Origin of the sequence: Bradyrhizobium sp. IAR9, from assembly GCF_013408065.1 — a bacterium.
Classification (GTDB): domain Bacteria; phylum Pseudomonadota; class Alphaproteobacteria; order Rhizobiales; family Xanthobacteraceae; genus Bradyrhizobium.
The window spans coordinates 237,402-264,008 of the sequence record NZ_JACBZW010000013.1 but is presented as its reverse complement, the minus strand read 5'-3'; the positions used below and the strand labels follow the sequence as shown (position 1 = coordinate 264,008).

Annotated in this window: 22 protein-coding genes; 4 read left to right on the top strand and 18 right to left on the bottom strand. The window is 64.8% G+C overall.

The features are described from left to right. Positions 1 to 268 precede the first annotated feature (268 nt). From GGD67_RS29705 to flgB, 10 genes are all read right to left on the bottom strand, one after another. A complete protein-coding gene (locus GGD67_RS29705) occupies positions 269 to 976 on the bottom strand; it encodes a glutathione S-transferase (protein WP_179737838.1) in 708 nt (235 codons plus the stop codon). Between the two features lie 203 nt (positions 977 to 1,179). After that, complete coding sequence (locus tag GGD67_RS29700) at positions 1,180 to 1,863, bottom strand: hypothetical protein (RefSeq protein ID WP_018321870.1); 684 nt, start codon at positions 1,861 to 1,863, stop codon at positions 1,180 to 1,182. Between the two features lie 144 nt (positions 1,864 to 2,007). After that, positions 2,008 to 3,015, bottom strand: coding sequence for a Tim44 domain-containing protein (locus tag GGD67_RS29695; protein WP_018321869.1), 1,008 nt, complete (start codon positions 3,013 to 3,015; stop codon positions 2,008 to 2,010). Positions 3,016 to 3,345: 330 nt separating this feature from the next. After that, positions 3,346 to 5,925, bottom strand: coding sequence for a cell cycle histidine kinase CckA (gene cckA / locus GGD67_RS29690; RefSeq protein WP_018321868.1), 2,580 nt, complete (start codon positions 5,923 to 5,925; stop codon positions 3,346 to 3,348). A 155-nt stretch (positions 5,926 to 6,080) separates the two neighbouring features. Beyond that, complete coding sequence (gene flhB / locus GGD67_RS29685) at positions 6,081 to 7,160, bottom strand: flagellar biosynthesis protein FlhB (protein ID WP_018321867.1); 1,080 nt, start codon at positions 7,158 to 7,160, stop codon at positions 6,081 to 6,083. A 4-nt stretch (positions 7,161 to 7,164) separates the two neighbouring features. Beyond that, the gene (fliR, locus tag GGD67_RS29680) at positions 7,165 to 7,941 is read right to left on the bottom strand and encodes a flagellar biosynthetic protein FliR (RefSeq protein WP_018321866.1); all 777 of its coding nucleotides are present in this window, start codon (positions 7,939 to 7,941) and stop codon (positions 7,165 to 7,167) included. Between the two features lie 17 nt (positions 7,942 to 7,958). Continuing rightward, on the bottom strand, positions 7,959 to 8,222 hold the full coding sequence (gene fliQ / locus GGD67_RS29675; RefSeq protein ID WP_018321865.1) for a flagellar biosynthesis protein FliQ: 264 nt from the start codon (positions 8,220 to 8,222) through the stop codon (positions 7,959 to 7,961). A 99-nt stretch (positions 8,223 to 8,321) separates the two neighbouring features. Further along, positions 8,322 to 8,630 (bottom strand): flagellar hook-basal body complex protein FliE, encoded by a 309-nt coding sequence (gene fliE, locus GGD67_RS29670; RefSeq protein ID WP_018321864.1) that lies wholly within the window; start codon positions 8,628 to 8,630, stop codon positions 8,322 to 8,324. A gap of 16 nt (positions 8,631 to 8,646) precedes the next feature. Further along, entirely contained in the window at positions 8,647 to 9,072 is a 426-nt protein-coding gene (gene flgC, locus GGD67_RS29665; protein ID WP_018321863.1) for a flagellar basal body rod protein FlgC, read from the bottom strand. 40 nt (positions 9,073 to 9,112) lie between these two features. Then, on the bottom strand, positions 9,113 to 9,517 hold the full coding sequence (gene flgB / locus GGD67_RS29660; RefSeq protein ID WP_018321862.1) for a flagellar basal body rod protein FlgB: 405 nt from the start codon (positions 9,515 to 9,517) through the stop codon (positions 9,113 to 9,115). Between the two features lie 352 nt (positions 9,518 to 9,869). Here flgB and GGD67_RS29655 point away from each other — a divergent pair, with 352 nt between their 5' ends. Together GGD67_RS29655 and fliP are read left to right on the top strand one after the other, a co-directional pair. Further along, complete coding sequence (locus GGD67_RS29655; RefSeq protein ID WP_092262715.1) at positions 9,870 to 10,841, top strand: flagellar biosynthetic protein FliO; 972 nt, start codon at positions 9,870 to 9,872, stop codon at positions 10,839 to 10,841. Continuing rightward, positions 10,838 to 11,596 carry a flagellar type III secretion system pore protein FliP gene (gene fliP / locus GGD67_RS29650; RefSeq protein ID WP_028142765.1) on the top strand — a complete coding sequence of 253 codons (759 nt, stop codon included), beginning with the start codon at positions 10,838 to 10,840 and terminating at the stop codon, positions 11,594 to 11,596. The genes GGD67_RS29655 and fliP overlap by 4 nt, the downstream gene beginning before the upstream one ends. A gap of 38 nt (positions 11,597 to 11,634) precedes the next feature. Here fliP and GGD67_RS29645 read toward each other — a convergent pair whose 3' ends face one another. The 3 genes from GGD67_RS29645 to GGD67_RS29635 form a co-directional block, all read right to left on the bottom strand. Further along, entirely contained in the window at positions 11,635 to 15,357 is a 3,723-nt protein-coding gene (locus tag GGD67_RS29645) for a tetratricopeptide repeat protein (RefSeq protein WP_179737836.1), read from the bottom strand. 181 nt (positions 15,358 to 15,538) lie between these two features. Next, positions 15,539 to 16,429, bottom strand: a complete 891-nt coding sequence (locus tag GGD67_RS29640; RefSeq protein ID WP_210286689.1) for a tetratricopeptide repeat protein — start codon at positions 16,427 to 16,429, stop codon at positions 15,539 to 15,541. 104 nt (positions 16,430 to 16,533) lie between these two features. Next, on the bottom strand, positions 16,534 to 17,160 hold the full coding sequence (locus GGD67_RS29635) for a FecR family protein (RefSeq protein ID WP_312009933.1): 627 nt from the start codon (positions 17,158 to 17,160) through the stop codon (positions 16,534 to 16,536). A gap of 399 nt (positions 17,161 to 17,559) precedes the next feature. Between GGD67_RS29635 and GGD67_RS29630 the strand changes: the two genes are divergently transcribed. Beyond that, positions 17,560 to 21,702 carry a VCBS domain-containing protein gene (locus GGD67_RS29630; protein ID WP_246790878.1) on the top strand — a complete coding sequence of 1,381 codons (4,143 nt, stop codon included), beginning with the start codon at positions 17,560 to 17,562 and terminating at the stop codon, positions 21,700 to 21,702. Positions 21,703 to 21,724: 22 nt separating this feature from the next. On the opposite strand, the gene GGD67_RS29625 is transcribed toward GGD67_RS29630, so the two are convergent. The 5 genes from GGD67_RS29625 to fliL form a co-directional block, all read right to left on the bottom strand. Beyond that, positions 21,725 to 21,922 (bottom strand): hypothetical protein, encoded by a 198-nt coding sequence (locus GGD67_RS29625; protein ID WP_179737832.1) that lies wholly within the window; start codon positions 21,920 to 21,922, stop codon positions 21,725 to 21,727. Between the two features lie 595 nt (positions 21,923 to 22,517). Next, on the bottom strand, positions 22,518 to 23,282 hold the full coding sequence (locus GGD67_RS29620) for a MotE family protein (protein ID WP_018321854.1): 765 nt from the start codon (positions 23,280 to 23,282) through the stop codon (positions 22,518 to 22,520). Between the two features lie 9 nt (positions 23,283 to 23,291). Beyond that, complete coding sequence (locus GGD67_RS29615) at positions 23,292 to 23,729, bottom strand: DUF6468 domain-containing protein (protein WP_018321853.1); 438 nt, start codon at positions 23,727 to 23,729, stop codon at positions 23,292 to 23,294. Continuing rightward, entirely contained in the window at positions 23,726 to 24,928 is a 1,203-nt protein-coding gene (gene fliM / locus GGD67_RS29610) for a flagellar motor switch protein FliM (RefSeq protein WP_018321852.1), read from the bottom strand. Before fliM ends, GGD67_RS29615 begins: the two co-directional genes overlap by 4 nt. 30 nt (positions 24,929 to 24,958) lie before the next feature. After that, positions 24,959 to 25,459, bottom strand: a complete 501-nt coding sequence (gene fliL / locus GGD67_RS29605) for a flagellar basal body-associated protein FliL (RefSeq protein ID WP_018321851.1) — start codon at positions 25,457 to 25,459, stop codon at positions 24,959 to 24,961. A 377-nt stretch (positions 25,460 to 25,836) separates the two neighbouring features. Between fliL and flgF the strand changes: the two genes are divergently transcribed. Further along, positions 25,837 to 26,601, top strand: coding sequence for a flagellar basal-body rod protein FlgF (gene flgF / locus GGD67_RS29600; RefSeq protein ID WP_179737830.1), 765 nt, complete (start codon positions 25,837 to 25,839; stop codon positions 26,599 to 26,601). Positions 26,602 to 26,607: the final 6 nt, after the last annotated feature.

Below are 26,607 nucleotides of genomic sequence, written 5' to 3'. Positions count from 1 at the left end.
AACGCAACGAAAGACGCGACGATGTTCTGCAAGCCGCCCTGCCCCGACGAGCATGACCTCTCGCCTCTGCCCGATGATTCAGACGACCGCTCTGGGCCGCAGCGTCTACAGACGCCCACCGGCCACGACGCGTTCGGGCGATTGATCGCGCCCGAAGCGGCCGGTCCGGAACGGGGGCTGCCGCCAGCCTCCCTCCGGACCGGCTAAAGTTCTTCTTTTGACGCGTTTTCTTGACGCGAACCGGTCTTCCACTTCGCTCGAAAACGCTTTAGCCATCCAGTTCGCGATAGCGGCGGAAGATGCCCTGCTCGTTGAAGGGAATGCGGCGCTCGCTTGCCAGATAGGCCTTGATGTTCGGCCGCGCCGCGATGCGGTCGTGCAGGGCAACGAGGCCCGAAATGTCTGTCTCGAACGCCTTCATGCGCTTGGGAAAGGCATAGCGCAGCCCCGCGACGATCTGGAATAGCGAGAGATCGACATAGGTCAGCCGCCGGCCGGTGACATAGGCGCCGCCATTCTCGGTGAGAAGCTGCTCGAAATAGCCGAGATATTTCGGCACCCGCTCCTCCCAGAAATTGGCCGTGCGTTTCTTCGCCGGCGGCTTCTGGTCCTCGTAATAGAGCGAGGGTCCGAGCGGATGATGGGTGTCGTGGATCTCGACCACGAGGTCGGTGATGGTGAGCTGAAGCTGGTGCACCCAGAGCCTGCCGGCTTCCGTCTTCGGCGCGAGCGCATGGCGGGCGCCGAGATAGAGCAGGATATTGGCGGTCTGGCCGATGACGAGCTTGCCGGCTTTCAGGAACGGCGGCGCAAAGGGTGGCGTATCCTTGTGTGCGTCCATCATCTTCATCATCGCAGCCGTGCCGCGCGGCCCGCGCGCGACATCGACGTAAGCGGCCCCCGCCTCCTCCAGCGCCAACCGCACATATTCGCCGCGGCCCTGGATCTCGGGCCAGTAGTAGAGCTCGTATTTCATGAGAGAGGTCCGTGAGCGTGAACACGTACGGACCAATGTAGCATGTGGCTCGGAGTTCCGGCAGGGTGAGACGGAACGGCGCCACCAAACACTCCGTCATTGCGAGGAGCGAAGCGACGAAGCAATCCAGACCGCCTTCGCGGAAAGATTCTGGATTGCTTCGCTGCGCTCGCAATGACGGGTGGAGAGAGTTGCGTCCAAACTCAATTCGCAGCGAAGCAATACAGCAGGCCGTCGCCGCCGGTGCTCTTCAGATCGGCCTGCGAGCAGCCACCATCGGGACCGCGCGAGGGGTGCGAGCTGTTCCAGGACTTTGACGGTTCGTCGTCGCGCAGGCCGCGGCGATCGAAATGGCCGACCATCGCGGTGCCTTGCGTGCTCGACGTCCAGTTCTTGCAGGTGCGATCGTCCGGACCGGCAAACGCGGTGCCGTCTGGTTGCGATCCCGTGAGGACGTCGTGCCGGTTCGGCTGGTCACCCATACCGTTGATCCCCTCGCCCTTCTCGCTGAGCGCGGTCTGCTTGGTGAGGTTGTTGGCGGGGCCGTGCAGTTCGGCAACATCCTTGGCAATGACCGCGCCCTTGGCGTTCTGCCACGGTCCCTTGCCGATGCGATCGCGCGCGTTGACGGCCGGCTTGCCGTCGGCGGCCTGCGTCGAGAGATAGGCGCGCCAGGTCTTCGCACCGGCGCCGGCGGTCTGAGCGAGCCTCGCGCACTGCGCATCGGCTCCCTCCAGGCCGCCGAGATCGGCACCCTTGCCCGGGCCATTGGAGGTCACGAAGAACGTCATGTCGGCCGACTGTGCCTGCACGGCTGGCGCCGCAAGGCATGCAAGCGAGGCCGCAGCGAGCGCTGAAATCGTCACGGATCTCTTGATACGGATCATCTTGTCCTCCCGTTGTGTTTGTCGTTGGCCGCCTGATTTCAACCCGATGCGCCCCCACTTATTCCGATGCCGCGATGAAAGGGGTACAAAAGAAAAGGGCGCCGTGCGGGAAGCACGACGCCCTTGTCTTCAATCGCTTTGCAATCAGTTGGTCTGCTGGATCGCCGACAATTCCCAGCCGCTGCCGGGCCGTCGGGCAAAGGTCCAGACTTCGGTGACTTCGCCCGGCTGCTCGCTGCCGGCGACGACCGTGCCGCTGTTACGGTCGAGCGTCTTGTCGGTGAGCGCGAAGCGCAGCGCCACCGTGGCGTAGTCGGTCTCGCCTTCGCGCCAGGCTTCCGCGAGGTCGCCCTGCAGCAGCTTGACGCCAGTCACCTTGTTGACGACGTTGCGCGCGCGGTTCTGGGCGAGGTCCTGCTCGAAATAGGAGACCATCTCCGGCGTCGCGAGCGTGTGCAGCTTGGCCACGTCCTCGTTCGACCATGCGGTCTGGACATCGCCGAGCAGGCGCTCGAACGCCTCGTAATCGTCCGGCTTGATCTCAAGCGGCGCGTTATTGGCGTTCGCGCCGAAGCCGAAGCCGCCAAGACCACCACCGAGGCCGCCGCGCTGGTTCGGCTGCGGTCCGGAACCTGCGCCCGCATCGGCATTGGCATAGGCCGCCTGCGGCGTGTGACGGCGCTGCCACCAGGACATCGCCAGCCGCACCACCAGCACCACGAGGGCGATCTGGATGATCAGGCCCAGGATCGAGGACAGGCCGCCGAGGCCGCCGAACAGGCCGCCGCCGAACAGCATGCCGAGCAGGCCGGCGCCGAGGAAGCCAGCCGCGAGGCCGCCCATAAAGCCGCCGGCGCGGCCGAACAGGCCGCCGCGCGCGGGCGCGGAAGCAGCCGAGTTCATGCCTGCACCCGGCTGGGTGTAGGTGCGGTTGAACTGCGAGGTCGAGCCGGGCGCCGTCGTGGTCGGGGGCGGGGCCGAATAGGTGCGCGAGCCGCGCGAACCGGACGAGCCACCGCCGCCGACACGCGCGTCGGCAGACGAGATCGCCAGCGCAGTCGGCAGCGCAAGCGCCAGCACGACAGCGATCGTCTTGAAGAGACTGCGGGAGCGTAGCGAGAAATTCATGTGCGTTTCCCAAATCCCCGGCATGGGGACGTGCGCCTAAGATGGGCAGACTTCCCGAAAAGTGAAGCCGGTTTCGGAACCTATGGCTGCGGCCCTCAGTCGCGGGGATGTGGCAAAGCCCATATTTGGCGGGGGCTTGGCCGGGTGCTTCGGGGAACCGTGGTCGCGGGATACCGGCGGTTTTGGGCCGAGATTTCCGCTCTTTCCCCGTCATTGCGAGCGTAGCGAAGCAATCCAGACTGCCTCAGCGGAAAGAGTCTGGATTGCTTCGTCGCACCAGCGCAAAATTGCTCCGCAATTTTGTCGCGGGCACCTCGCAATGACGGAGGGGCGAACGGCGTGCGCCGCCTACCCTCACCCCTGCTTCGCCATCGTCTCCTTGACCGCCGCCACGAGCTGGCTGAGCGTGAACGGCTTCGGCAGGAAGTCGAACTGCTGGCCTTCGGGCAGGCTCTTCTCGAACGCATCCTCGGCATAGCCGGAGACGAAGATGAACTTGATGTCGGGGTTCTTCTCGCGCATCGCCTTGAGCAAGGTCGGGCCGTCCATTTCGGGCATGACGACGTCGGAGACGACGAGATCGATCGCGCCGCTCTGCTCCTCCAGCACTTCCATGGCCTCGACGCCGTTCTCGGCCTCGACCACGGTGTAGCCGCGCGAGCGCAATCCGCGTGCGTTCAGCGCGCGCAGGCCCTCTTCGTCCTCGACCAGCAGGATGGTGCCCTGCCCCGTGAGATCGGTGCGCGGCTTGGCCTCGGCCGCCGCGGCGTCCTTGCCGGCGCCGCTGGTCGCGCTGACTACAGCCGCCGGCTGCTCGACCTGCGCTTCAGGCTCGGCATGGTGACGCGGCAGAAAGATATGGAACGAGGTGCCCTGGCCCGGCTCCGAATCGACGTAGATGAAACCGCCGGTCTGCTTGACGATGCCGTAGACCGTGGAAAGGCCGAGACCGGTGCCTTTGCCGACTTCCTTGGTCGAGAAGAACGGCTCGAAAATCTTGTCGCGGATGTCGGCGGGAATGCCGGTGCCGGTATCGGCGACCTCGATCCGGACATAATCCGCGGCCGGCATGCCCTTGTAGGCGAGCTTGGCCGCTTGTTCCGCGGTGACGTTGGCGGTGCGGATGATCAGCTTGCCGCCGTCGGGCATGGCATCGCGCGCGTTCACAGCGAGGTTGACGATCACCTGCTCGAACTGGGAAACGTCGACCTTGACCGGCCAGAGGTCGCGGCCGTGGATGGTCTCGTGCTTGACCTTCTCGCCGATCAGGCGGCGCAGCAGCATGGCGAGATCGGACAGCGCATCGCCGAGATCGAGCACCTGCGGCCGCAGCGTCTGCCGCCGCGAGAACGCCAGCAACTGCCGCACCAGGGTCGCGGCCCGCGTGGCGTTCTGCTTGATCTGCATGATGTCCTGGAACGACGGGTCGGTCGGCTTGTGGGCGTTCAGCAGGAAGTCGTTCGCCATCATGATGGCGGAGAGCACGTTGTTGAAGTCGTGGGCGATGCCGCCGGCGAGTTGGCCGACCGTCTCCATCTTCTGCGACTGGTTGATCTGGTTCTCCAGCGCGCGCCGCTCGGTGGTCTCGAGCATGTGCACGATGGCGGCTTCCGCCTCGTTCTCGGCCGCATCGACCGGCGTGACGAAGAACTGGCCCCAGCGCTCCTTGGTCCCTTCCAGCGCCACCTCGACCGGGGCGATGTCGGCCTGGCCGTCGGCGGCCTGGTTGATGGCCGCGATCAGGAGGTGCCGGTCGCGCGAATTGACCGCGCGGAAGATCGACTTGGAGGCGCTGTCGAGCCCGAGCGCCTGGCCGAGCTTGGCGTAGCGCGCATTGGCGCGCACGACATTGCCGGCACGGTCGACGGTCGCGATCGCCATCGGCGTATGGTCGAAGAAGCGCATGAAGCGCACTTCGGCGGCGCGATCGGGATCGCTGCGCTCGTCGCGGGCGCGGCTGATGACGAGCGTGCGCGACGGCCCCGGCGCACCGTCGGCGCCGAAGGCGAGCTTGTGATAGAGCCGCACCGGCATGGTCTTGCCGGTGCGCATCCGCAGGTCGATGTCGAAGACCTCGGTCTTCACCTCGCCCGGCACCGCCACGATCGCGGTGAGGAGCGAGGCGCCATCGCCGGAGACGATGTCGGTCAGCTTCAGGCCGCCCGAGCCGATCTCGGCGAGGTCGTAGTCGAGCCAGTTCGCCAGCGTCGCGTTGACGTAAGCGAGCTCGCCGGCCGGATTGACCGAGAAGAAGCCGCACGGCGCGTGATCGAGATATTCGATGGCGTGCTGGAGCTCCTGGAACACGTCCTCCTGGCGCTCGCGGTCGCGGGTGATGTCGGCAATCGACCACACCGCGTATTTCGCCTCGCGCTTGCCGGTGCCGAGCGGGCGCACCCGCATGCGCAGCCAGCGGCCCTGGCTGCCGTCCTGGCCGGAGATGCGGACCTCTTCCTGCTGCCGTTTGCCTTCGCGCGCGGCCTTGAGCAGGCGGAACACGGCTTCGGAGACGTCGGGGTTGCCGATGAAGACACGCTCGACCGGGCGCACGTCTTGCGGACCGGTCGCGCCGGTTAGCGTCAGATAGGCGGCGTTGGAATAGACCACGTGGCCGCGCGCATCGGTCACGGCGAGGCCGTCGAACCCGTGATCGGCGATGCGGCCCACGACCGGGTCATCAAGACTGCGGTCGGCGAAACGGATGATCCCGGCGGCGAAGGCGAAAAGGTTGAACAAGCCGACCATCGCCAGCACGGCGAGGATGCCGAGGATATAGGGCTGCGCCTGCGCGCGCCCGAGCGTCATCAGCCCGACGGCGACGGCGACGAGGCCGGCGGCCACCAGCAGCACCAGCGCAATGCTGCCCGAGCGCGGCGACGGCTCGTGCGTCGCAACGGGCTCGCGGGTGAGGTCGTGGTCGGTCTCGGCGGTCATTCTCGAGCTGGCGCAGCCTGTCGGCAGAGAATCAACGCGCTACGGGGCGCGTGGGGTCCTCCCTGCCTGAATCGGACCCGCAGGCGCAAGGGCAGCGGGGGCGAAAGGTACGCTGATTCCCAGATTACGGCCATTTCAGGTACTTTTCGGGTGTCTTATCCTCGCCCGGCGCTGAATCCGCGCTTCAGCCGCATGACGTAGCCGATGACTTCGGCGACCGCATGGTAGTGCTCGGTCGGGATTTCCTGGTCGATCTCGACGGTGGCGTAGAGCGCGCGTGCCAGCGGCACGTTCTCCACGATCGGGATGTCGTGCTCGCGCGCGATCTCCCGGATCTTGAAGGCGAGATTGTCGACGCCCTTGGCGACGCAGATCGGAGCCGTCATGCCGCGCTCGTAGGACAGCGCCACCGAATAGTGGGTCGGGTTGGTGATGATCACCGCGGCCTTGGGAACCGCCGCCATCATGCGCTTCTTGGCGCGCTGCTGCCGCAACTGCCTGATCTTGCCCTTGATATGCGGATCGCCTTCGGACTGCTTGAACTCTTCCTTGATCTCCTGGAGCGACATCTTCTGCCGCTGGAACCAGCTTCTGTACTGGAAAAAATAGTCGGCGATGGCGACGATCGCGAGCGCGGCGACCACCGCACCGAGCAGATGGATCGTCATGCTGGTGCTGGCGCCGAGCATGGCGGCCGGATCGAGCCTGACCATCGCCTCCATGCGATGCCGCTCCGGCCACAGGATCATGGTCATGACCACGCCGAGCAGCACCAGCTTGCCGATGCCCTTGAGAAAATTGGCCGCCGCCTGCTTGCCGAAGATGCGCTGGAAGCCGGCGCCGGGCGAGATCTTGCTGAACTTCGGCGTCAGGGATTCGGTCGACCAGACCAGGCGGTGCTGCAGCATGTTGCCGGCAATCGCCGCCAGCATCAGCAAGAAGAGAGGCACGCCGATCGCCGCGAGCAGGGCGAACTCGATCTGCTGCATCAGCGCGAGCAGGGCCTTGCCGTCGGTCTTGATCATCCAGGAATTGGCGAGCAGGTTGCGCATCGGCGTCAGCAGCCCGCTGCCCACCGAGCCCGAAAAGGTCGAGACCACGAGCGTGCCGCCCGCCATCATGAACCAGGTGTTGATCTCCTGGCTCTTGGCGACGTCGCCGCGTTCGAGCGCGTCGTCCAGACGCTTTTGCGTCGGGTCTTCTGTTTGACTCTCCGGGTCCTTGTCTTCTGCCATCGATCTACCGTGACCTCAGCGGCATCAACTGGTGCATGACACCGATGAAGTAATCCAGATACGTCCCCATCATCGCCGTGAGCACCACGGCGAGCACCAGGAAGCCCGCGAAGATCGAGAGCGGCACACCGACGAAATAGACCTGCATCTGCGGCATCAGCCGCGCCAGCACGCCAAGGCCGATGTTGAAGACCAGGCCGAACACCAGAAACGGCCCCGAGAGCTGCAGGCCCAGGCGGAACGCGGCGGCGAAGGCGCGCGTCGCGAGCGAGGCCACATCGCCGCTTGATATGGTCTCACCCGGCGAGAAGATCGTGTAGCTGTCGTTCAGCGCCGCGATCACCAGATGATGGCTGTCGGTGGCGAACAGCAGCGTTACCCCGAGGATGGTCAGGAAGTTGCCGACCAGCACGCCCTGCTGGCCCTGCGTCGGGTCGACCGAGGTGACGAAACCGAGCCCCATCTGCTGCGCGATCACCGATCCCGCAACCTGGAGCGCCGAGAGCGTCACGCGCGCGGTCGCGCCCAGCACGATTCCGATCGCGATCTCATGCAGCATCAGGACCAGGAGCGGCGCGAGCGAACCCATGTCGACCTGGTAGGCGTTGCGATGCAGCGGCAGGATGATCAGCGTGAGCAGCAGTGCGATCGACAGCTTGATCCGCGTCGGAATATTGGTCTCGCCCAGCCCCGGCAACAGCATCACCATCGCACCGACCCGGGCGAAGGCGAGCATGAAGGAAGCGGCGAGCGCCGGCAGCAGCGAGACGTCGATGCGCATAATCGACGCATCTTGCCTCAGCCGCCGATGATTCGCGACGAGATCCGCAGCATGTGGGCGTGGAGCGCGTCGGCCATGAACGGCAGCGCCAGCAGCATCGTGGCAAAGATGGCGAGGATCTTCGGCACGTAGATCAGCGTCTGCTCCTGGATCTGCGTCAGCGCCTGGAACAGCGACACGATGACGCCGACCACCAGACCGACCACCATCAGGGGAGAGGACACGATCACGATCGTCCAGATCGCATCGCGCGCAACGTCGAGGGTCTCGGGTCCGGTCATTGCTTGTTACTCGCTATTGGTTGTCTGACGTGCCGGGAAATGCGAATGGCGAATCGGAGACGTCCCCATTCGCCATTCGCTACTCACCATTCGCCAAAATCAGATCGGCATCTTCATGATGTCTTCATAGGCCGCGATCACGCGGTCGCGGACCGAGACCAGGGTGGACACCGCGACGTCGGTGTCCGCCACCGCCGTCACCACGTCCATCACGTTGGCCTTGCCGGAGGCCATCGCCACGGTCTGCGCATCCGACTTGCGGCCGGACTCCATGACGCTGCCGACGGCGTCCTTCAGCATCGAGGCAAAGGATTGCCCGCCGGCCTCGGTGGCTTTGCCGGCACCGCTGTTCTCCAGCACCCGGGCGAGGTTGGCATAAGCGTTGGCCGCGATTGTCGGTGATGCCATGGCTCAATTGTCCTGTTCAGCTCTTGAGGATGTCGAGCGTGCGCTGGATCATCCGGCGCGTCGCACTGATGATGTTGAGATTGGCCTCGTAGGACCGCTGCGCGTCGCGCATGTCGGTCATCTCGACCACCGAGTTCACGTTGGGATATTTGACGTTGCCGCTGGCGTCCGCGACCGGATTGTTCGGCTCGTATTTGACGCGGAAGTTCGACTGGTCGGGCTTGATCCTGCCGAGGGTGACGACTTGCGCGTCGAGCGTGCGGTCGAGCGCGGAGGAGAAGGTCGGAACCTTGCGCCGGTAGGGATCGCCGCCGGCGGTCTGCGAGGTCGAATCCGCGTTCGCGATGTTTTCCGAGATCACCCGCATGCGGCCGGCTTGCGCCCGCAGACCGGAGGTCGCGATCGCCATCGAGCGGGCAAAGTCGCTGCTGTCATTGGCCATGATGCGCCTCCTCTAGCTGTTCTGTTCCCGGATCATGCGGCTAGCCCTTGCCGATCGCGGTCTTGAGCAGATGCAGGCTCTTCGAATAGAGCGAGGTCGCCGCCGCGTAGTCCATCTGGTTGCTGGCCGCCTTCATCATCTCCTCTTCGAGATTGACGGCGTTACCCGCGGGGCGGGTCTCGAACCCCGCGTTCCTGTTCTGGTCGAATCCGGAAGCAGCCCCCGACGGCGTCATGTGAGAACCGCTGGTGCGGGCGAGCGCGAGGGGGCCCATCGAGCCGGTGACCGCCCCGGACTTGTCGAGCTTCGGCTCGACCAGGTCGCGCGGCCGGAATTTGGGCGTGTCGGAATTGGAGACGTTCTCGGACAGGACGCGCTGGCGCTCCTGGTGCCACTGCATCTTGGTGCGAAGCGCCGACAGTACCGGGAGGTCGTTGATGGACATCGTCGCGGCTCCTTCCGCCTCTTGCGAACCTTGAGGTCCGCAACTAGGCAGAATTTGCCGCGTGTATGGTTAACAGCTGGTTAAGGACGCCCTCGCGGCGTGTCCCTGGGCGGGACACTATTTTGCGCCCCGTGATTCTACGCGTCCAAAAATGGCATTAACCCAACCATTTGGCGGCGCATGCACGGACCAAGAAGTCGTTTTGGATCGGACGATTCATAGGTTATTAAGAGTTGGGGACGGCAAAACTTGCCGTGGGACGTTAAGAGATCGCAGTTTGGGGCATCGTTAAGCCGGTGGTTGGCGCGTCTGACCATGGGCACGAGAACAGCGCCATTTGTCGGGGACAAGTATGCAAGGCAGCCCTATCACCTTCATCGTCGCGTTCATCGTCGTTCTGGCGTTGATCGGCGTCGCTGCCTGGCTGGTTCGCCGATTCGCCGGCAGCCGGGTCGGCGCCAACACCCAGCGCGGCAGGATGCCCAGGCTCGCGGTGATCGACGCTGCCGCGGTCGACGGTCGGCGCCGCCTGGTGCTGGTCCGGCGTGACAATGTCGAGCATCTCCTGATGATCGGTGGGCCCACCGATATCGTCGTCGAACCCAATATCGTTCGCGCCGCGCCCGGCCGCGACCAGCTTCCGCAGCGTCCGAACGCCGCGGAACCGCCGCGGCTCGCGCCCATGCCGGATACCAGCAGCTGGGCCGACGAAGCACCGCGGCCCGAACTGCTCGACCATCCCGAGCCGCAAATGCCCGAGCCGCCGCCGCGGCCCGCGCGCCCGTCCTTCGCCGACGAGGTGCGCCGGCCCGCTCCCGCGCTTGCCGAACGCCGCAGCGATCCCCTCGCCGGCTTCACGGCCGAGCCGATCGCGCCGCGCCCCGAGCGCGAACCGCGGCCCGAGCCGCTGCCGCCGCGCGTTCCGCGCAGCGAGCCGCCACTGATGCCGCGGCCGCCGCGCCAGAGTGAGCCGCCGAAGATGCCGCCGGTGCGCGCCGAGCGCGCACCTGCCCCGCCGCCTCCTCCGCCGGTGCCGCAGGCTCCGCCTGTTCCGCCGCCGGCTCCCGCCGCGTCCCCCTCCAGCGCCGAGCAGAATCTCGCCGAGATGGCGCAGCGGCTGGAGGCAGCCTTGCGTCGCCCGGCCGGCGAGACGGTCGCGCCTCCGGTTGCGCCCGAACCTCCTGCGCCGCCGCCCCGCGCCGCACGCAGCGAGCCGCCGGCACCACCGGCCCCGCCCGCAAAGCCGGCCACGGAAAAGACCAGCTTTGAAAATCTCGAAGACGAGATGGCCTCCCTGCTTGGCCGTCCGAAGCCGTCTTCGTGAGGCTGCCGTCCCTCCCGCGTAGAGTTGTTTTCCTTTCTGTCCTGATCGGCGCGGCATCGGCAGCGATGCCGGCGCATGCGCAGGACATCAGCATCAATCTCGGCGGCGGCGCTGGCGGCGGCGGCGTCACGGAGCGCGCGATCCAGCTGATCGCGCTGCTCACCGTGCTGTCGATCGCGCCGTCGATCCTGATCATGATGACGTCGTTCACGCGCATCGTGGTCGTGCTGTCGCTGCTGCGCACGGCGTTGGGCACGGCGACCGCGCCGCCGAACTCGGTGATCATCGCGCTGGCGATGTTCCTCACCTTCTTCGTGATGGGGCCGGTCCTGCAAAAATCCTACGATGACGGCATCCGCCCGCTCGTCGCCAACCAGATCGGCGTCGAGGACGCGCTGCAGCGCGCCTCCGTTCCCTTGCGCGGCTTCATGCAGAAGAACGTGCGCGAAAAGGACCTCAAGCTGTTCCTGGATCTCTCGGGCGAGGCACCGCCGGCCACCCCAGACGACCTCGCACTGCGCATCCTCGTCCCCGCCTTCATGATCTCCGAGCTGAAGCGCGCCTTCGAGATCGGCTTCCTGCTGTTCCTGCCCTTCCTGATCATCGACCTCGTCGTCGCCTCGGTGCTGATGTCGATGGGCATGATGATGCTGCCCCCGGCAACGATCTCGCTGCCGTTCAAGCTGATCTTCTTCGTGCTGGTCGACGGCTGGTCGCTGGTGGCCGGAAGCCTGGTGCAGAGTTACGGGGGGTGAGACGGAGTTGCGGGCCGCGCTTCGCGCGGGCAGCAGTCCTACCGCGTCATCTTGATCTGCCGCACGACGGGGATCGTCGGCAGCGAGCCGGTGTGGTCGGCTTGTTCCTTGGCCTGCGGTGAGCCAGGGGCGCGGGCGGTGGCGTCGGGGAAGCGCTGCTTCATCTCGCGCAGGAAGCCGTCGAGCGTGTCGACGCTGGCAGCCAACTTGGCGATCTCGGCGAATTCGGCGCTGGAGGCCGCGGCCGGCTTGCTGGCGATGTCGAAGGCGAGACGGTCGGCGCTCTCGCTCATCAGCGGCGCGTATTTCTCGCGGAAGCGCGACAGGCCGATCGAATCGTCGGCGAGCGCATAGCCGACGGCGGCGCGGATGATGTCGCTCTTCTCCACCGCGTTGAGCGGCTTGAAGTCGCGGAAGCGCTCGCCGTAATAAAGCTCGATCTGCTCGGCGGACTCGCGCCAGCGCCGCCCCGCCCAGAAGATGTCGGAACGCAGGCGCAGCACCTCGCGCCCGGAGACGTTGGAGACGATGTCGAGCGCGAGATCGTGGCGGCCGACGTCGCTCTGCGCGCGCGCTTCCAGCAGCAGGCGCTGCTGCCTGAGCTCGCCGGAGAGATCGCTGATGCGGCTCGCGCGCAGCGCGGTGATCGCCATGTCGGGCTTGCGGTTGGCGAGATAGATCATGGACAGGCGCGCGGCGACCTGGGCGCGCGCAGCACCTTCGAGGCGGTGATCGACCTGATATTGCAGCAGCTCGGCGGCCTGATCGAGCAGGTCGATCGAGGCGAGACGGTCGGCGAGACGGCGGATCAGCTCGTCGCCGCGCCGGCCGATCGGCGTCAGCTCACGGAATTCGTAGAACATCCCGAGCGCCTCGACCGGCGGCAGCTCGTCGCCCTTCGGTCCCAGGAAGATCTTGGTGAACAGGTCCGAGGCGAGATCCTGCGCCTGGCGCGAGGCTTCGGCGTTCGGCTGCAGCCTGGTCGCGGTGCGCGCCGCGGTGAGCGCGTCGCGATAGCGCCCGTTCTCGGCAAACATCTGCGACAGCATCTGCAGCGTCTTGACCTCGATCGCGTCGCCGCGCCAGGTCATGGACAGGGTCTCGAGCTCGCGCAGCGCGTCTTCCTTGCTGATCTCGTCGCGCTTCTGCCGCAGCGCGACCTCGAGCTGCTTGGCCTCGGCCGCAGCCGGCCGATCGGCCGAGGCGGCCGCGAACTTGTAGTCGTCGAGCGCGTCCTTGTCGTGGCCGAGCGCCTCGGCGAGCCGGCCGCGCAGCACGGCGAAGCCGGGTGCGGCCTCGGGCGAGACGCCGACCACCTCGAGCTCGCTGCGGCGCTTGGAGGCGCCGGCATAGTCCTTGACCTCGAGCGAGGCGCGCATCGCGTCCATCGTCACGATGCGCTGGATGTCGAGCGGCAGCGAGGCGATGGCGAATTCGACGTTCTTGAATTTTTCGCGCGCATCGGCCCATTTGCCCTGGCGCGCATAGGCGAGCGCCTTCCAGAGCTGGGAATCGTGGCTGTTGCCGATCACGGGATTGGCGAGATCCTTCAGGCCCTGCGCCGGCCGGCCGATCAGGATGCTCGCGATCGCATGCATGATCAGCGCACCGCTCTCCTCCTTGTTCAGCGGATCGCTCAGCATCAGCTCGGTCACGGCCTTGGCCTCGTGATACATCGCGCGCGACATGTAGAACTGCGCGAGATCGAGCCGCGGCAGGGAACGCAGCGCCGGTTCGACGTTGGAGATCGCCGTGATCAGGTCGCTCTGACGCGTCATGAAGTTGTCCGACTGACCCTTGCGCCAGCCTTCGGGGCTGAAGATCGGGCGCACTGCGGTCGGCGCCCGCTCGGCGGAGATGTCGACCGGCGACAGCGTCAGCCCGCCCTTCTTGCCGAGGATCACCTTGTCGGCGCCGACCTCGACGCCGACCTCGTCGGAGTTCGGCCGGATCGCGATGCCGTGCGCGGATTCCAGCAGCGAGAGATCGACGAGGTCCTGCCGCTTGATGAAGCCGCGCACCGGCCGCTGCGCGGTGACGACATAGAGCGCGTCGCCGGCGTCGGGGTCGGTGAATCTGTGCAGCAGGCCCGGATTGGCGAAGGGGATTGCGATGTTGGCGAGCGCGGGGTCGGTGATGTTGCGCGACATCATCAGCGGAAGCGGCGTCGACTGGATCTTGTCGGCGAGCGTCAGGAGCCAGTTGGTCTCCTTGCCGACCTCCTCGCTCGCCAGCGAGTAGACCAGCGGGCGGGTGAGACGGATACGCACCGCCTGCCCCTTGTCGAGCGGGATGCGGCCGACTTCGCCGATCATCGCCCCGCCCCTGGCGCGGATCGCCTCGACGTCGATCGGCTTCGGCGTATCGAACACCAGCCATACCGTGTCGCCGCGGCGGAACGCCGCCGCAGGTGTTGCGACCTGAATCGGGAACGTCACGCGCAAGCCGTCGCTGTCGCGGCGCGCATCGACGCTGGCGACAGTGGGCTGCGGCGCGGCCGGCGCCTCGGCGGGCGCAGCCTTGGCGGCTTCCTTCGCGGCCTCTTTCGGCGCTTCGGCAGGCACCGGCCTGGCCGGCGCGGCCGCAGCCTCGGAAACCGCCGGCGCGGGCTTCGCAGCTTCCTTCGCCATTTCCTTGGGCGCTTCCGGAGCGTGCACAGCCTCAGTGGCGGCAGCCGGCGCCGGTTTCGGCGCTTCAGCGGGCGGCATCGCGGCGGGCGCTTCCGGCCTCACCTCGGGCTTGACGTCGATTTTGGCGTCGCGCGCGATCGTCTCGGAGGTCGGCGGCGCGATCTCGCGATGGGCTTCCTTCGGCTTCTCGGCCGCGGGCTTGTCGGGCGCGGGCGACGGTCCGTGACCGGCAGGCTTCATCTGCGCGATCGCCGCCTCGGGCGTCGCGGCGGTCTTGCCCTTGTCGGGCTGGAAAGAGACGTCGACGACGTAGTTCTTCTCGTCGCGGAACGAATGCACGTCGGAATCGCCGATCAGCGCGATCTCGACATTGGTCTGATCGATGTCGGCCTTCTGCTTGATCGAGGCGACGTTCGGCGGCGCCGCGACGACCGCGTCCGCCAGATCGAAATTGAGGTTGGCGTTGAAGGCAAGCGTGAGCTTCTGCTCGTTGAGCACGGAGGACACGCCGACGCCGTCGGGCATCTCGAACACGAAGCGCACGAAGGTCGGCTGCACCGAGGCCCGCACGCGGATCTGCGGACGCTTCTTGGTCTCGGCCGCGGCGCGCTGGGCACGCAGCGCGCGCTCGGCGACGCGGGCGCGCTCGGCGAGCTCCTTGACCACGTCCATCGGCAGGCTCGGCGGCGGTCCCTTCCAGCCCTCCGGCAACAGGTCGACGAAGGTGCGCTCGCCGGCATTCATGGTGTTGACGGTGACGCGCCGCGCCAGCGACAGGCGGATGGCGCCGCCATCAGGATCGCGGCGCGCGGAGTTGACGTAATCGGGCGCGCCTTCGGGAACGCGGTCGACGGGAACGTCAACCGCGCGGTCGAAGCGGATGATGAGGATGGAGCCTGCCGTCGTCACCTCGGAGGGGACGTCCTCGCCGAGCTTGATGACGAGACGGGCAAAGCCGCCGCCGGCCGAAAAGCTCGCCTCGCCCCTGATCGGATCGGCCGCCCGGGCAGGCGCACCGAGACCGATCAGCAGGCAGGCCGCCAGCGCGCCCGCCCTTCGGACATGACGCGACAGCCCCGGCGCCAAGGCGCGGGCTCGCGACACAAATCCAGCGGCAGCCTTTCGCGCCATTGGCGGCATTTCTTCCGGTTCGGCGGTCCATGCCGGCATCAAGGCCGGCCCATGCCGTCGACTGTAGGTCCCGCCAATTAAGGACTTGTTAATGCTATATCTTGATTTGCTTTGGAGGCAGCACGCCGTGCCGCATCGAGCGTGGGCGGATCCGCCGGGTCTGAATTTGAGACGCCGATGGTTAAGGCTTTGTTAACACCTGCAAGACGGTGCTGTCGCGGTCGGCCGGCACCCCATAGCGGACAAAGGCTTCGTCGATTCCAGCGTCGATTTTTCTGGCCGCCGAGATATCGCTTTGGCCACCAACTGCGTCGCCGAGCTTGAATCTGGCAATCCCTCGGCCGTAGAGCGCGCTCGCAAGCTTGGGCGCCAACCGCAGCGCTGAGTTGTAGTCGTCCACCGCCGCGGAGAATTGCCCCATTTTCAGATTAATGAGAGCGCGCGAGTCGTATGTTGCCGCGCTGTTTGCTCCCGATCGAAGCGCGATATCGCAATCCTCCAGCGCAGCCTGCAGAGCGCCAAGGACGGCTCGGGTCCAACAGCGTCCGCTCCGCGCCGCCTCCAGCTTCGGATCAAGGCGAATTGCCTCGTCATAGTCCCGCGCTGCGCGGTCGTACGCGTTCCCCTGCAGGAAGGCCGTCGCACGGTTGGCAAAAGCCGCGCCATAGTTCGGGTTGAGCTTGAGCGCCTCCTCAAAGGCGCCGATCGCCAGATCGCGCGCCCCCGTTCTCAGATAGGCCACGCCGAGGTTGTTGAACGCTTTCGCATAAGTCGGGTCAAGCCTGGTCGCTTCGACGAAATCCTTGATCGCGCGTTCGTAGTCGGCTTTGGCGCTATAGGCATTTCCCCTGTTGTTGTAGGCGATAACGAAGCCGTTCACGGCTCCCTCGCCCGCATCGATAAACGCCGTGCAGCCATCGATCCGAGCTTCGGGTGATACGCGGTCTGAGCCGTTACACAGTTCAACATTCTTGAGGGAGCTGGCCTTCTTCTGTGCCCAGCCCGACGAACTGAACAGCCCAAGGACAAGAATGAGCATCACGGCCTTGATGAAACTGGCTCTTGCGGTCATTTCCACACCAAGTGTCCGACACCGACGGCGAACGAAGCGCCAATCCTGATCTCAGTGCCGGCCGGCACTGCGGCGTCACGGCGGCTTCGGGCCAAGCAAGTTTCTCAGCACCCCCGACAGATGTTGAGCCTCCGATTGAGGCTTCGATCGGGCTCCGGCGCCGCGGATGTCGACGGCTTCTTCAAGAGCTTGCTCTTGCCCTCTTCGATCAGGGTCGAAATTTTGACTGACCCATCGTCCGAAATCTCGACATGCGGGGTCGTGCCTCGAATCCCCAGCGTGGCGACGGGAGTATCGACCTTCATGTCGCCGGTCTTTGCGACCCCGCCCGCAACAAAAGTGAACGTTCCCTTGGCGAGATTGAACAGAGTCGCATTGGACTTGCCGGCCGGCTCATACACATAATGATCCAGCACCATACGGGCGTTGCTCGATAGATTGAACGAGCTGCCGTCGGTAAAGTTGATGCCGACGCGGCCGTCGGCGCCGGTGTACACCACGTCACCAAGATATACGGGATCACCCGTGTTGGTGCGGCCAGGGTCACTCGACACATTCGCCTGAACAATCACTGCGCCCGCATGTTCGATCGTGACCGAGCCTGAGACCACCACCACCTTCCCAATCGGTTTCGGCGATGAGGCCGCGACGGCGGGCTTGGCGGAATCGCTCTGCGCTTGAGCCGCGCTCGGCGAGAAATTGGCAAGCGCCAAAACAAGACCAATCGCCAAAGCAGCTATCGTAGGTCTGCACATGATCCCCCCTTTCTGAGAAGATCTTGTCGCTATCGGTGGCCCATTTCTTGAACCGCGTAGCGCAGCCACAGCAAATATAATTGTTGTTTAATTCTATTAACCAGCCTAATTTATCTCCGGCGCTACGCAAGCGCCACAAATTAAATGCGTTCCGGTTTGTCAATTTAATCACATTGGCGGGAGGGGGCACGGCGGGAATGGCGGTACGCGTCGCCGTCCCCCCGCGCAATGCGTCTCTCTCGATCAGACTTGATTATTTCGGCGGGCAAGCCTTCGGGCTGCCAGCGCCCAGGAAATTTTGTCCCTTGGCGAGGGCCCGAGCAGGATTATGGCAGCACGCCGAGCCTGAATCGATCACCCAGGCGAGGTCGAGCCATGTTAGTTGCATCCGGCATCCACGCTGATAACGGGGCCACCATGGCCCTGCCCGTCGAGCTCATCGGCCACGTTCATACTGCGGTCGGTTGCTGTGCGCTTACGCGAGCGAGCGGTGTCGCTACACAGGCGGTAGCTGGTGCGCCTATCTACCGGGGCGACGTGCTGGAAACCGATGCCGACGGGCGGATCACAATTGGCTTCATCGACGGTACTTTTTTCAACATCGCCTGCGGCACTCATGTTGTGCTGAGCGAGTTCGTCTTCGACGTCGAAGGCATGCCATCTGCAGCCTTGTTCGACGTGACCCGAGGGAGCTTCGGTTTCGTACCGGGCCGGCTGGCGGAAACCGGAGCGCTCCGGCTGAATACGCCCATTGCAGGCATTCGCGCCCGGGGCCACGCGGGCGGTTTCGGGATGCTGACACTTGCAGCATTGACTTTCTCGGCCGCGCAGAATGCCGAGGCCGCGGATCCGGATGTCACATTCCTGGATGACGACTCCATTACCTACAAGGACCTTGCGCACGGCGCATTTGAGCTCGTGACCAAGGAGCGGGTCCCGCGACACATCATCGTCGAAGATCCCGGCGAGACGATCGTCATCAAGAAGGTGGGATCCACCATCAGCGTCAATCAGGTTGCGAATACGGCGGCTCGCATGGAGGAATTGCGCGCCGCCCAACAGGATGTGCTCGCCAATCTAGGAGAACAAGGGCCCCGTGGCTCGAGCACGCCTTTCTTCGTCAAACCCCAGCCACTGCAGCCGATCAATTTCATTCAGCCGGATGCGCCCACTCTGCAGATCTTGCCGACCACGTTGCCACCCATCACTTTCGCGCTGGTGGACCCTGTACCGCCGACTCTCAGCACCGGGGCTGGGCCAATCGAGCTCGATACGGTCGTGTTTGACACATTCACGGCGACGACGGGAACCTTCAGTGCCAGTAGCACCAGCGGCGGTGGCAATCTGACCTTCGGCATCGTCGGGGCCAGCGCCGGCAGTACGGTTCTGGATGGAGTGACGTACGATCTGTCGAAGACAAGTTCCTACGGGATTCTCTACGTCAACAGCACGAGCGGCGCTTATACGTTCGTGCCCGACAATGCCGCAATCAACGCGCTGAAGGCGCCTACGACCGACGGTTTCGTTATCACCGTCTCCGATGGACTCACGTCCGTCACCCAGACCTTCACGATCACCATCAACGGTGTCAACGACGCCGCAAACATCTCCGGCACCACGACCGGTTCGATCATCGAGGCTGGCGGCATCGCCAATGGAACGCCCGGCACGCCGATTGCGACCGGCACCCTTTCCGATACCGACGTCGACGATCCGCCCAATACGTTCACGACCGTAAGCTCGCCAACATCGAGCACCGGTGGCTACGGCACCTTCACGATGACGGCCGCCGGCGTGTGGACCTACACCTTGGACAATGCCAACCGCGCAGTGCAGGCACTCAATGCCGGCGAGACGCTGACCGACAGCTTTACGGTGACCTCGATCGGAGGCACCCCACAGGTGGTGACGATCACCATCCAGGGGACCAGTGACGCGGCGATCATCTCCGGTGAGACGACCGGTGCAGTTATCGAAGCCGGCGGCACCGCCAATGCAAACCCCGGCACACCCATCGCAACCGGCACGCTCACCGACGTCGACGTCGACACCACCGCAAACGCCTTTACGCCCGTCAGCTTGCCCAAGGCAAGCGAGGCGGGCTACGGCACCTTCACCATGACGGCAGCGGGCGTGTGGACCTATACGCTCGACAACGCCAACGGGGCAGTGCAGGCGCTCAATTCAGGCGAGACGCTGACCGACAGTTTTGCGGTGACCACGCTGGACGGAACCGCTCAGGTGGTAACGGTCACCATCCATGGCACCAACGATGCTGCCGTCATTTCCGGCATGACGACCGGCTCGGTGACCGAGGCTGGAGGCCTTGCCAACGCGACGCCCGGCACTCCGAGCGCAACCGGCACGCTGCTTGCGGCTGACGTCGACAATCCATCCAATACATTCACGGCAGTGACCTCGCCGAAGGCAAGCATCAGCGGTTTCGGCACCTTTACGATAACCGCCGCCGGCGTGTGGACCTACACGCTCGACAACGCCAGCGGCGCGGTGCAGGCGCTCAATGTCGGCGGCACGCTCACCGACAGCTTCACTGTCACGACCCTCGACGGTACGCCGCAGGTGGTGACGATCACCATTCAGGGCAGCAACGATGCCGCCCTCATTTCCGGCACCACGACCGGCTCAGTGACGGAGGCGGGAACTTTCTCACCCGGCGTTCCCATCGCGACCGGCACGCTCACCGATACGGACGTCGACAACGCTCCGAACACGTTCACCGCAGTCTCTTCGCCGGCTGGGAGTGACGGCGGATACGGCACCTTCACGATGACCGCAGCCGGCGTATGGACTTACACCCTCGATAACAACAACACCGTGGTTCAGGCGCTCGATGTCGGCGACACCTTGACGGACACCTTCTCGATAACTGCCATCGACGGTACGTCACAGACGGTGACCGTCGCCATTCATGGCGCCAGCGACGCAGACCCGAACGATTTTGATAATTTGGCCACCGGATCTGCCGTGATCTCCGATCCCCCCAACGTGTATGGAACGCCGGGCAGCGAAACCATTGCCGGCGGCGGCGACACAGGTCAGATCATCTACGCGGGAGCCGGCAGCGATACCGTCAACGGGACTGGTAAAGCCGACGTTCTCTACAGCGGATCAGGCAATGACACGATCAAAGGCAATGATGGGGATGACACCATCTACGGCGGCTCGGGCAGCGATACCATCAACGGCAACAACGGCGCCGACACCATAACCGGTGGATTTGGTGCGGACCAGCTCACCGGCAGCAATGGGAACGACCGTTTCGCTTACTTGTTCGTAGCCGATTCCAACGCAAGCCAGTTCGACACCATCACCGACTTTGCATCGGGAGCGGACAAGATCGACTTGACCGCCATGGGCGCGCTTGGGTTCGCCATATTGGCATTGAGCTCAACCAGCACGGCCGTGCCGGCACATACGATCGCCTGGCTCTATGACAGTGCGGCGAATGAAACGATCGTGTACGTCAATTCAACGGACCAGACCCTGCACGTCGGCGATTCCAGTCTGCTCGAAATCCATTTGCAGGGCATCGCCACCATCGACGCGTCGGACTTCATCACGGCGCCGGCAGCGGCACCTGCGACGGCGGTTGCCGGCGATCTGCTCGACCTCATCGCAACCTCGCAGGGTGACGCGGCCGCCGTGATGACGATCACTTCCGAAGGCTTGTCCGACTCCGGCAGCGCCGACGGCACGCTTCTCGCTGCAGAGAGTTCGACCATCCAATCGACCGAGGCGACCTACAGCCTCGATTCGAACTGGGACCAGATCGGACAGGCCGAATATTCCAGCTTGTCCAGTTCAGACGAAACGCAAACGCTCGCGACCGAAACGCTCCGCAGCGACACGGCAGCTCCCTCAGCCAGCGGACTGCCTTTGATCGTGCAGCACGTGATCCCACTCACCGAGGCCAGCTTTGTCTTCAACAACCCGACCGGGTTCAAAAATGGCGCGGTTGCCGCAAGCGGCCAGATGCCTGACGTCGCCATACTGAATTTTGCCCACGACGCTGCCGGACAGCACGCCGGTAGCGGGCTTGCGCTCGGACACGATGCAGGGAATGACGGCGTCGCGTCATCAAGAGGCGCCGCCCAGGCGGCTCATGCCCATGGGCATACCAGCGGTGAAACGGCAGACACGACGTTCAACCCAATCCTGCTGAACCCAAGCCTCCTGAAGTCATCGACCGGCGGCGCCAACCATTCGCTCTCAAGCGGGGCGGACCAGCACAACCCCTCCCTGGAAGCGTCTGGATCAAAGCCTGCCAATCCGCTTCAGCTCGGCGACTCGTTTCGGTTCAGGGATGACGCGTCGCAAGGCTCACTGCACGGCGCAGTGTTGGATCATCTCTCAGACTTCGTCGGTCATCACGAGCACGCTGGGGAATTCCATGGATCCGAGCCGGCATTCATGCCTGAAGCATCGCCGTCCGATGTTGATTCACCTTTCCCGGCAGGTGCCGTTCACGGCCATGTGTCGCACGATCTGATCGTGTGACGGCCTCAAGCCGATTGCGGCTTCAATGTTGCTTGCCGGCGCCTTCCGGCGCCGAGGAGCTCTCTCCGTCGAGAGAAGATTCATCATCGTTGCCGTCGTCGCCTTCTGGCGGCTCTGCATGCTGATGGCTGAGGGCGGATGTCCACGCCGATGTCATCGCCGCGATGAGCAGCCGGTTGAGGGCCTCGATGACGCGTTCTGCTGCGGACGAGTAGTTCATGGCCTCCTCCTGCGCTGCCGATTGCGACTAGCCAAAGCGTAGGACCGGGCCTTGAGCGCCACTGTACGCCACTTCACACCTGCGCGCGTCAACTCATCGCAGTCTCAGAAGATGCCGCCAGCTTCGACTGCATCCGCCACGGGAGCTTGATCTGCCGCATTGAGGAGTTGCTGAGCGCGCCCACTCACAACCTTCGGGGCGTTGCAGTTCGCGCGCGACTCTGACTCAGATGTGACCTCGGCGATGCGAATCGCATTGGTTAGCTTTGGGGGTAATCAATGAGCGGAGAAGCCGGTTGCATTGTGTGTAGCAGGGCAAGAGCGGTCGTAGCGATCGTTCCGATCGCCAGAGGATATGCGCTGAAAATATACGAGTGCTCCTGTTGCCATAGCACCCTGCAGCTCGTGACTCGCGTCACGAAGGCAGCGCTGATCAAGCAGCAGGCCGATACTCTTCCTCAGGTGGAGAAGCAGTTGCGTCCGCCTGTTCGCAGGGTGCAACAGGTCTTCGCGAGCTAGGCGCCGCAAGGCCTCTCGCGGGGCGCCAGCCGAACGACAACGCGCCGGCTCGCGAAAGCGCCGTTCGCCTCGCGCCCTCAATTCGGCTTTTGCGTCGGCTTGCCGTCGATCTTGGGCAGCTCCGCCGCCGAGGCCGACTGATCGCCGCCGCCATTGGCACGGCGGGCCATCTCGACCGTCAGCTTCTCGGCGGCCTCCGGCGACATCAGTCCCATGATGTCCGACATCTTTCGCGGCGCGATCGCCGAGGCGATCTCGATCAGCACGCCCATCTCGAGCCGGTCGAACACCCGTGCGGCGTCCTTGGGCTTCATGCCCTCGTACATGGTCACGAGGCCCTTCATGCGCTGGGCTTCGGCGGCCTTCTGCTCGGCCTGCGTCGCGGAGATGCGGGTTTCCACCGCCTTCATCTCCTCGACCTTGCCTTCGATGCGCTTCTCGGCCGACTTCAACAGGCTCTCGCGAATGTCGATCTCGCGCTGGCGGGCCTCGATCTCCTGGCGGCGCGCCTGCAACCGCTCGAGGATCGCGCGCTCGGAGGCCGAGACCTGCGGCTGGGCTTCGTCGACCTTGACCACGGTGCCTTCCGGCTTGGTCTCGGGCGCGGCGGGCTTGGGCGCCTCCTTCGGCGCGCCATGGGTCGAGCCGGTGATGATCTCCGGCTCCTCGCGGCCGGTCGGGAAGTTCAGATTCTCCTGCGCCCAGGATTTCTTGGCCTGGTTCGGCTTGTAGTCGAACACATAGCCGCCATTGATCACGAGGCCCGCCACCTTCAGCGTGGCGAGGCCTGCGACGGCAACCAGGACGACCGGGATGACGCGGATGTTACGAAAGGACTTCATACCCTGACTTCATGCGGCAAGGCCATTGGATCGTCGGCGCTCGGAGAAGGCTTCGGCCGCAGCCGCCACCGCCTTCGCCGTCGACGGCTTGGCTGCGGGCGCAACGACCGTTTCCGGAGGGCGCGCCGCGATCGCGATCTTGGACAGCCGCCGCACCACGTTGTCGGCCTCGCCGAGCTGCTTGTAGAGCTGGTCCGACATCTGCGTCGCCGCGGCGAGCTGGCTGCCGAGATTCTCGTTGACGTCGCGCACCGCCAGCTTCAGCCCGCCGATCGCGCGCTCGGCGATCTCGGTCGCGGTGATCAGCTCGCCGATCACCGCCTTCAGCGAGTGCTCGTCCGCCTTCAGCCGAGTCAGCCGCTTGTTGAGCATGACGCAATAAACGATCGTCAGCATCAGCAGGATAGCCACCAGCGTCTCGATCGCCATTCCCAGGGAGTGGTTCATGGGGCCTCCATCATCTTGTTCTGCTCGTCCACCTTCTCGAACATCGCAAGTGTCGTACTTGGCTTGCGCAAGGGTTTCGTCACGCGGATGGCGACGCGGTCGCCGACCCGGCCCATCCGCCCCTCGGTCAGGGTGACGTCGCCGCAGCGCACGGTGACGTTGGCGTCGGCGCGCATGTCCAGCGGCAGGGTGTCGCCGACCTTGAGCCGCATCAGCTGCTTGAGCGGGATGTCGGCCTCGTAGAGCACGGCATCGACGGCGATCTCGGCCTGGACGATCTCGGTGGCGAAATGGCCTTCCCAGACCGGGTCGCGGCCGAACTTTTCGCCCATGAACATCTGGAGCAGGACGCCCCGGATTGGCTCGATGGTGGCATAGGGCAGCAGCAGCTCGATGTTGCCGCCGCGGTCCTCCATGTCGATGCGCAGGCGCACCAGGATCGCGGCATTGGCGGGCCGGCTGATCGCGGCGAAACGCGGGTTGGTCTCGAGCCGGTCGATCGTGAAGGTCACCGGCGACAGCGGCCGGAACGCCTGCTCTGCGTCGGCCAGCACCACCTCGACCAGCCGCTTGACCAGCTCGGTCTCGATCGTGGTGTAGGGCCGGCCCTCGATGCGGAGCTGGCTGGTGCCGCGGCGGCCGCCGAGCAGCACGTCGATCATCGAATAGATCAGGTTGGAATCGACCGTCGCCATGCCGAAGTTTTCCCACTCCTCGGCCTTGAAGACGGTGAGGACGGCGGGCAGCGGGATCGAGTTCATGTAGTCGCCGAAGCGCACCGAGGTGATGCGGTCGAGCGAGACTTCGACGTTGTCGGAGGTGAAATTGCGCAAGGATGTCGTCATCAGCCGCACCAGGCGGTCGAAGACGATTTCGAGCATCGGCAGACGCTCGTAGGAGACCATCGCCGAATCGATGATCGCGCGGATGCCGGAATGGTCGTCGAGGGTGACGTCGCCGACGGTGAAGCCGAGGAGATTGTCGATCTCCTCCTGCGACAGCACCCGCTCGCCGGAATTCTTGCCGCTGCCGAGATCGCGGCTGCCGTCCTCGACCATGGCCGCCCATTGCAGGGCCATGGTCTCCGACAGCTCGTTCTCGGCCGCAGCCTTCGCGGCCTCGGCGGGATCCTCGGAATCGAGCGACGCCTCCCATTGGGCGGCAATCGCATCCTGGTCCATTTGCTCGTTGCCGGCCATGACGCTAGCCCATCACCTTCCGCAGCGTCCTCACTGGATCACGACTTCCTTGAACAGCACCGCGCTGACCTGGACCGGGGCGACCGCCGCGTTGACGCGCTTGGTCAGCTCCTCCTTGAGGCGGAAGATGCCGGCGGAACCGTTGAGGTCGGAGGGCCGCAGCTCGCGCACATAGGTCTGGAAGATGTCGGTGACGCGCGGCATCGTCGGCTTGATCGCCTCGATCTGCTTCTCTTCCTTCAGCTCCAGCACGATCTTCAGCCGCAGATATTGCACGCGCTCGCCGGGCGCACCGGCCAGGTTGACCATGATGTCGGGGACGTCGACGAAGGACGGCGGCTTCGGCGGAGGCGCGGCCTCGGCATGATGCTCGTCGTCGCCGTGCCGGAAGAAGAAGAACCAGGTCGCAGCGCCGCCGCCGAGAACGGCGAGCAGGCCCACGGCCATGATGATGAGCTTGAGCTTGTTCTTCGGCGGAGCGGCTTCCGCGCCTTCGGCAGCTGCGCCGCCTTCCGCTTCATTCTCTGCCATGGTCGCCGCGCCCGGATCTCTCAAAGGGGTCGAAAGAGCGAAGCCTTAAGACAAGGACGCGATACAAATGCCCCGGCGCAATGCGCTCCTCTTCATGGCAAACGCTACGGTAATAATGGTTAACGGAATCTTTCAATTGGGCCTCCACTAGGAAAAATCTGCCGGGCAGACATGGCTAACAGAACCTTTCTGCCGCCCTCCTGCGCCCCTTCGAAATCAGCAAGCCACTGAAATTACGAAGTTTTCCAGGTTGGCACGGCTTTCGCTGAGAAAGGGCCGAGACCCGACGGTTTGGGAGAACCCGACGGTCTCGTTCACGGGGTCCGCCAAGGCGCTTGGGAGAGCGAAATGGCAGATCCGCTCAGGGGAGATTTCCGATGCAGAACGCGCTTCTGATCGGCTTGTCACGGCAGATGACGTTGGAACGGCAGATGGATGTCATCGCCAACAACGTCGCCAATGCCAACACCAACGGCTTCAAGGCCGACCATTCGCTGTTCGAGGAGTACCTCAACTCGAACGCGCGTGAGGACAATTTCATCGGCGCGGACCGCCGTGTCTCCTATGTGCAGGACCGCGGCACCTATCGCGACGTCGGCCAGGGGCCGATGGAGCCGACCAACAACCCGCTCGACATGGCGATCGACGGCAACGCCTATTTCGCGGTGCAGGCCAATGGCGGCGAGATGTTCACCCGCGACGGCAAGTTCTCGCTCAACTCGACCGGCCAGCTTGTCACCCCCGACGGCAATCTGGTGCTCGGCACCGGCGGCCCGATCACCTTCCAGCCGACCGATCACGACATCAACGTCGCGCCCGACGGCACCATCACGGTGCTCGAGGGCACCGCCAAGACCGACTCGATCCGCGGCAAGATCCGCATGGCCTCGTTCGACGATCCGACCAAGCTGACCAAGCTCGGCGCCAATCTCTATGCCGCCGGCTCCGCCACCCTGCAGCCCGACGCCAAATCCAGCAGCGTGCGCCAGGGCTATGTCGAGAAGTCGAACGTGAATTCGGTCGGCGAGATGACCCGCATGGTCGAAGTCATGCGCAGCTACACCGCCATCGCCAATCTGCTCCAGCAGCAGAGCGACCTCCACAAATCGGCGATCGAGAAGCTCGCCGACGTTCCGGCCTGATTGAGG